This is a genomic window from Vibrio sp. 10N.222.55.C7, from assembly GCF_041473335.1.
GTDB classification, from domain to species: Bacteria; Pseudomonadota; Gammaproteobacteria; order Enterobacterales; family Vibrionaceae; genus Vibrio; species Vibrio crassostreae_C.
Genome location: NZ_JBFRSC010000068.1, coordinates 1 through 6,971, shown reverse-complemented (window position 1 = coordinate 6,971; position 6,971 = coordinate 1). Strand labels below are relative to the sequence as shown.

At 43.2% G+C, this 6,971-nt stretch carries 4 protein-coding genes and 2 pseudogenes; 3 read left to right on the top strand and 3 right to left on the bottom strand.

All coding sequences use genetic code 11. The features are described from left to right. Positions 1 to 77 precede the first annotated feature (77 nt). Positions 78 to 1,343, bottom strand: coding sequence for an HD-GYP domain-containing protein (locus AB4482_RS21085; RefSeq protein WP_372181596.1), 1,266 nt, complete (start codon positions 1,341 to 1,343; stop codon positions 78 to 80). Between the two features lie 226 nt (positions 1,344 to 1,569). On the opposite strand from AB4482_RS21085, the gene AB4482_RS21080 reads away from it, so the two are divergent. Next, positions 1,570 to 2,106 (top strand): GNAT family N-acetyltransferase, encoded by a 537-nt coding sequence (locus AB4482_RS21080; protein WP_081229960.1) that lies wholly within the window; start codon positions 1,570 to 1,572, stop codon positions 2,104 to 2,106. Between the two features lie 115 nt (positions 2,107 to 2,221). On the opposite strand, the pseudogene AB4482_RS21075 reads toward AB4482_RS21080, so the two are convergent. Together AB4482_RS21075 and AB4482_RS21070 are read right to left on the bottom strand one after the other, a co-directional pair. After that, positions 2,222 to 3,570: pseudogene (locus tag AB4482_RS21075) on the bottom strand (sensor histidine kinase). Then, a complete protein-coding gene (locus tag AB4482_RS21070; RefSeq protein ID WP_017060591.1) occupies positions 3,563 to 4,252 on the bottom strand; it encodes a response regulator transcription factor in 690 nt (229 codons plus the stop codon). Before AB4482_RS21070 ends, AB4482_RS21075 begins: the two are co-directional and overlap by 8 nt. Before the next feature lie 182 nt (positions 4,253 to 4,434). Here AB4482_RS21070 and AB4482_RS21065 point away from each other — a divergent pair. Next, positions 4,435 to 5,823 (top strand): annotated as a pseudogene (locus AB4482_RS21065) (putative bifunctional diguanylate cyclase/phosphodiesterase); the annotation flags it as partial. A 250-nt stretch (positions 5,824 to 6,073) separates the two neighbouring features. Beyond that, on the top strand, positions 6,074 to 6,553 hold the full coding sequence (locus tag AB4482_RS21060) for a type II secretion system protein (RefSeq protein ID WP_017060589.1): 480 nt from the start codon (positions 6,074 to 6,076) through the stop codon (positions 6,551 to 6,553). Positions 6,554 to 6,971 lie beyond the last annotated feature (418 nt).

Below are 6,971 nucleotides of genomic sequence, written 5' to 3'. Positions count from 1 at the left end.
CTTTTCTGTTTCTGGTGCTTGGTCATATCTCATCGAATATGAGTGAAGGCATCACACCTCAAAAGGACTCACTTGCACTAAAACGCGTACATTCGTTTATCTGTCGATAATTCAAAGCAATATTGCGCGTGTTTATTAAGGCACTCAAACACTTCTCGATCCAACTTAAAGTTATCAACGTGGTCCGTCAAAATAGCGAGTGTTTCTTCTAACGTCATACCTGCACGATAAGGGCGAGACTGAGTTAGCGCTTGAAACACATCCACTACAGCAACAATTCGACTGGGTTGATCCAACTCTTCCGCCGTTTTGCCCATTGGGTAACCCGAACCATCTAACCTTTCATGGTGATTAGATGCCCACTGACAAACCTGAGGTGAACTGAACAACTCCTGCAATGCGAATCGAGTGTCCGTTGCATGGCGTTTAATACAGCAATACTCTTCTTCAGTAAGTAAATCCGGCTTATGTAGAATGTCATTAGGGGTTTGCAGTTTACCGATATCATGAACCAACCCAGCCAGATAGAGTTTACGCTGAGTGGTGTAGGAATAACCCAGCTGTTTGGCGAGGTATTCTGAAAGCTGCCCAACCTTCAAAGAGTGCTTAAAGGTAAACGAACTTTTGGTATCAACAACGTTGGCAATAAATTCGGCAAAAGCCACCGTCTCATCCAACGACATCTGCTGAGAGAAGAATGGCACAGGCTCAAAATTATCCCTCATGTTCTCGATGTATGGGATCTCCATAGAAAACCAGAAATCATCCAGGTCGACCAACTCGCACATGTGTTGCACAAGGTTGGTTTCGAACATCTCATCGGCTTGTTCAGTCAAACGTTCAATGATGCTCGCTTTGCCATCGGGTGTTAGGTTTCCATAACGATCAGAAGAAGTTATACCGTATAGATAATCGACTCTATCAGCAAGCATCACGATGGCAGCCAGCTCTTTTTCTAACTCGCTGATATGAATAGCCTTTAGCTCAGACCACGGAGTATGATGATAAAGTACCGGCTTAGCGAATATAGAAAGAACCGGGCACTCTTTTAAGATTTTGTAGCCCTTTTGACAATGGTGATAGCTTGAGTCGGGTACAAACCCAGACGTTAAGCTGAGCTGTTCATCAATTTGCGAGACACCACAGTCGTGAATCAAGCCTAACGAAAACGCGAGCTGCGCTTGCTCTTCTTCCCACCCCACACTCAGAGCACATCGATACGCGATGTAGCCCACTCTCTGTCCATGATTTTTACTTTCGAAACCGACGTTATCAAGCGCCTTAGCAATACCGAATAGAGCCTTTCTTAGGTCCACGGTCACGTCCTGGCAATGTTGATTCATTATTTAAGCCTAGCATTTTTATAGTTTTTATATATTTAGGCCGCTAATACTAATGCATAGCTAATGATTATATACACAACTATTGTAAGGTTTAATGAGTTTCGTGATAGAACTAACGTCTCACGAAAAATCCGTGCTACAAGTGGTTGCATATTAAAAATCATGCGACATTATAGCCTGCCGACTAAGATTCGATTAAATAAGCAACCATAAGAAAAGGAAAGACATGTTTAAAACGGTTATCGACAACGAACTCTCCATCGCATTGGTTGAAGAGAGCTTCGCTTCTCACTACGCGGAAATCTCCCAAAGCCAGAATGAGTACCTAAGCCAATGGCTCGTGTGGCCGCCACATTGCAAAACCGAGCAAGACTTTAGGATCTTCATCCAACGCTCGCTACACGATTATGCGGAAGGGAAAAGCATGACTTGTGCGATCATGTATCAAGACAAGGTCGTCGGTAACTGCAGTTTCAATACCATTGATCATGATAAGCAAAAGGTGACCATAGGTTATTGGTTATCTGAGACATACCAAGGAAAGGGGATTGTGACGCGCGTTGTCCAGAAGCTGATTGATATTGCTTTCAATGAGTTAGATATGGAAAAGGTAGAGATATCAGCCGCAACCGGTAACCAAAGCAGCCGCAAGGTTTGTGAGCGCTTACATTTCACGTTAGAAGGCATCATCACGCGTAACGAGAACTTGAATGGTCGCATCGTTGACCACGCTATTTATGGCCTTCATCGCTCTAAGCTCTAAGCTCTAAGCAGTAGTACTAAGAAGTCACTAGCTTGTAAATCGGAATATGAAAAAGCCACGGTATTAGTCCGTGGCTTTGTTATTTGACGGCCTGAAGAGCTCTAAAAGCTCCAGCTTAAGCGATCTTAGGAATCACGATACTGAACTTCGCACCACCATAGTTGCTGTCGTCGATTTTGATATCCCAAGAAAGCTTTTTAGCCGCCGATAGAGCAATCGCGAGGCCTAACCCCAATCCACCTGTGGTCGACGTTCTGCTTAAATCTAATCGAGAGAACGGTAGAAATACCTCATCACGCTTATTCTCCGGTATTCCAGAACCATTATCTTCAATCACCACCAGCCAATTTTCTGAGTTCTCATCGAGCGTCATCCACACTTTGCTTGTGTGTAATTTCCCGCATTCTTGAGAACGTTATCGAACACCAAGCGCGCCATTGAGCAGTCACACTTAATCTTGCACTCTAGCTGTACCTTAGATTCAAAGGTGGCATTCTCTAGTTTCGAGTAACGAATTCGGTCTAGGCAATACTCACGAAGATCGGAGGTCACTTTAACGAGTTCAAAGAAAGAGTTATCCATGACATTCAACTTCGAAAGCATGATGATTTCTGACGTGAGCTCGTTGATATCCTCAATGTAGGTATCAATGTCATCGAAAAGAACCTGATGATTATCGGGTGCTCCCCTTCTTAATATATCGGTCGCCAGCTGAATACGACTTAACGGAGTTCGTACTTCGTGTGGGATAGCTTGAGCGAAGATATGACTTTGTTTTACTTTGCTCTCAATCTCTTCAGCCATGAAGTTAAAACTGCTGGCCAAATCAGAAACAGGATGGATGTCGTCCATGTCAGATCGAGTACTAAGCTTGCCCTTACCAAACTGCTTCTGCTTCTCGACGAGCAACTCTATTCTTTCTTGAAAACGCCTCACAGGTAAGTAAACACTTGCTCCAATCGCCACAATCACAGCCAACAACAGCCCTAACAAAAAGTGTCGTTCTGAGTCTTCATACCATTCAATGTCAGGAGAGAAAAAGTCCCCTACCTCACTGAACCCAAAACTAAATTTAGAGTTTGGTAGCTGAAACACGGTCGAATAGAGGTTGTCATCACTTAGATATATCGGCACACCGTTTAAGGTTGTGTATAACTCACATTGTTGGCAAGGCGCCTCGCCCGACCAATTCTCCAACAGGCGTAAATTGAAGATATAAAATTGTTGGTAGCCTGTTCTATCGAGCTCTTTATAGAGTGAGTTTTCTTGATTGTGTTGACGAACATACTGCTCCGCAAAGTAGATGCCATCATTGAGGAAGGTTTCGATCTCGGTGCGTCGCATGTACCCCTCACCAAGGTTCAAGAACAAAAATATCGTTGCCGACATCCCAGTCACAATCCCAAGGTATAAGCGAGCAAACATCGAAACCGAGCGAAGCTTCGTAGCAATGAACTTACGCAACCAGCATGTACCCCTTGTTGCGAACCGTACGAATCAACTGTTTGTCTTTTGCGTGAATGCGCAGCTTTCGGCGTAACCCAGACACGCGCATATCAATCGAGCGGTCGTTGAACGCGTAATCTATCCCTCTAAATAACTGACAGCACTGGTCTCGAGTCACGACCTGACAGATGTTATTAACGAGAAGGTTTAAGATTTCAAATTCAGCAGAAGTAAGCTTGAGGTTTTGGCCGTAGAGCGTGGCACTTTGAGCAGAGCTGTTGATTACAATATCGCACTGTTTTTCAGCCGTAGTTTCTTGCGCAGTTTTTACGGGAGTCGCTCGACGCAATAACGCTTCAATTCGCGCTAACAAGGCATGGCCACGAATCGGTTTGGCAACGTAATCGTCCGCACCAAATTTAAACAAGCTGACCTCGCTCATTTCATCGGCGGAAGCCGTTAGCACTAAAATCATTCCATTGTAAAACTCACGGGCTTGACGGCAAATTTGCGCGCCGCTCATCCCTGGAAGCATCAAGTCCAACAGCACTAAATCAGGTTCAATACTACGGATCGCTTCAAGTGCCAAGTTCCCTTCATGAACAACGCTAACATTGTAACCTTCAGCTTCGAGGTAAAGCGTCGTTAGACGAGCTATCTCTTGGTCATCTTCAACAATGAGCACTTTGGTTTTCGACATTCCTATCACCAGTATTTATTAAAAGCGAAGGCCGTATATATACTGGTCATAGATCATCAATATTGGAATCAGAGCCCTACATTTACCGTACGCAAAACATAGTAATCACTTTTGTACATACACGTTTACAGAATAGAGAACCAACAACCGGTGCGCCTTGGTTTATCAAGGTTTCCTCCTTCAGAGCACACCATTTTGATGTGCAAGGAAAGTGGCTCTTTGATAAAAGCGAACTGCTGCTAAACCTAACCTGTACAACAAAGCAAAAAGAGAAGCTGATAAAAGCCAGATACAACGCAGAACACGACTGTTTAACGGAGCTTTATAATCGCCGTGGGATCAGCAACCTTCTAGAAACCAGCATTGCCTATCGCTCACCGTTTGAATTGATGTTTGTCGACCTTGATGGCTTCAAATTAGTTAATGACACTTATGGGCACACTGTCGGAGACCAACTACTCAAACGGGTTGGTGAACGCCTTAAACAGTTGGTTGATGAGAAATGCATGATAGGGCGATTTGGTGGTGACGAATTCATTGTGATTGCCCACACCTGCCGAAATCAAAATATCCCACTACTTTGCTCTCGCATCATTGATGCCTTAAACCGAAGTTTCCATATCAGAGGCATCGGCAGTTTATCTGTCGGTTGCAGCATAGGTACCGCGCATTTCCCTGATAACGCGGTTGACCAAGAAACATTGCTAAAGCAAGCGGGTATGGCGATGCATCTTGCAAAAGCGAATGGTCGAAACCGCTTCCAAACGTTTACCCCAGACTTAGCACAAACCCTGCATCGCAAAGTAGAGATCCGCCATCGACTGGCACGCGCCATAGAAAACGACGATCTCAACCTTCACTACCAACCGATCATGAACACCAACAGCGACAAGGTGAAAGGGTTTGAAGCCTTGCTTCGATGGTCAGACAAAGAGCTAGGTAACATAGGCCCTGATGAGTTTATTAACTTAGCGGAGGAGACGGGGCAGATTGTACCGCTCGGGAAATGGGTTCTGAACTCTGCACTCAAACAGCTATCGATATGGCAACGTGAGTTTGATAGTGAGTTGATGATGAGTATCAATATTTCGAGTATTCAGATGCACGCGACCTTTGCCGAGCAGCTATTAGCAATGTTGAACTTCTACAATATCCAACCTCAAAGCATCGCCCTTGAGATCACCGAATCTTCCATGATCTTCAAGCATGGTGAAGTCAGGCAAGCGTTAAGCGATATTTCTAAATTGGGCGTAGAGCTTCACCTTGATGACTTTGGCACAGGCTACTCGTCACTGTCGATGTTGCATGACTTACCGATTAGCACCGTGAAACTCGATAAAAGCTTCGTCCACGGTTCACACAAAGGGAGCAAAGTGATTGTCCAAGCCACCCATGCTATCTGTGAAAAATTGGGGCTAAAAGTGGTTGCTGAAGGTGTCGAAACCGAAACGCAAAAAGCGTTCTTAATCGATTGTGGATACCAGTATCTTCAGGGATTTTTATTTAGTAAACCAATTCCCTCAAATGAAGTCGAAAGTCAGTTTTTGAATGGTCGACAATCCTACAATTAAAGACTTATTTATCAATAAATTAAGTCGTTTGAATGCTTCCTAAACAATCGGCTGCTGTGGGTGTGTACGCTTACGTATGCTTACATAGCGTTTAACAGTAAGAGGAAATAATTAAGCTATTGTTTATAAAGAAAATTACTTAGAAATTCACACAATAAAACACCAAACCATTATACCCACTAACTGTAATGACTTTGGTATTTAGATTACCCTCATTCCGTCCCTTTAGCAGAGCAAATAATCGGTAACCATGAACAGACAAAACGGCTTCACTCTTTTAGAACTCATCATCTCTGTATTAATTTTAGCGATCGTTTCGGCGACAGCTATGGTCAAGTTCTTAGACGTTCAAGGAAGTGCTCGGGCGAGTAAAATACATGATGTGGCTGGTAACCTTCGCACGGGTATCGATATGATCTACGCGAAGTCAGCGATTGCTGGCGTTGAGGATGAGTGCAACTATGTTGAAAAGACGGAGATTGAGACCTACTACGTTTGTCATGGTTACCCAATCGCCTATGTTGACTCACTAAGAAGACTGCTCAATATCGACGCAACAGAGCTTCATGTCATCAACAAAGAAGTAGACTCTGGCAGCAATGCAGAAAGAGTAGCCGCCATCTCTTTCGACACCGAAAACTACACCTATTCGCCAGAAGGAGACTTTTGTCAGGTGCTTTATCAGCCAGAAAAAGAACCACAGATCGTGGTGCTTGATGGTGCATGTTAAATACTCAACGATTGCACGCTTCCATAGTTAACACAAAGCCACCGCAACAGATCTTTGAATATCATGTGGTTACGCTAACATTTGCTCAAAAATAACACTAATTGATCTAACTTGTTGCTGCTTATACTTTTAGGCAGTGCTCATGGTATAACACCAACCTCATTCATATCTTATTTTCATCACTAGCCGATTAATATTTACATAGACACATATTTGATACATATGTCAATAATAATTCCATTAAAATTCTTTAATCAACACATCATGATAAAAATCATCCTTTCCCTATTTTAAATATCCCACCTTAAAGTTTAATTATTTAAATTTCGTAACAGAATAAATTAAAGTCAATCATTCAACAAATATAATTAATTCTATCATTGATTACTTTAATTAAATCACCAAAACAATACGCCAC

Excerpts from the sequence above, each read along its gene's own strand:
- AB4482_RS21070 (WP_017060591.1), bottom strand. The coding sequence starts at position 4,252 with ATGTCGAAAACCAAAGTGCTCATTGTTGAAGATGACCAAGAGATAGCT.
- AB4482_RS21085 (WP_372181596.1), bottom strand. The coding sequence starts at position 1,343 with ATGAATCAACATTGCCAGGACGTGACCGTGGACCTAAGAAAGGCTCTA.
- AB4482_RS21080 (WP_081229960.1), top strand. The coding sequence starts at position 1,570 with ATGTTTAAAACGGTTATCGACAACGAACTCTCCATCGCATTGGTTGAA.
- AB4482_RS21060 (WP_017060589.1), top strand. The coding sequence starts at position 6,074 with ATGAACAGACAAAACGGCTTCACTCTTTTAGAACTCATCATCTCTGTA.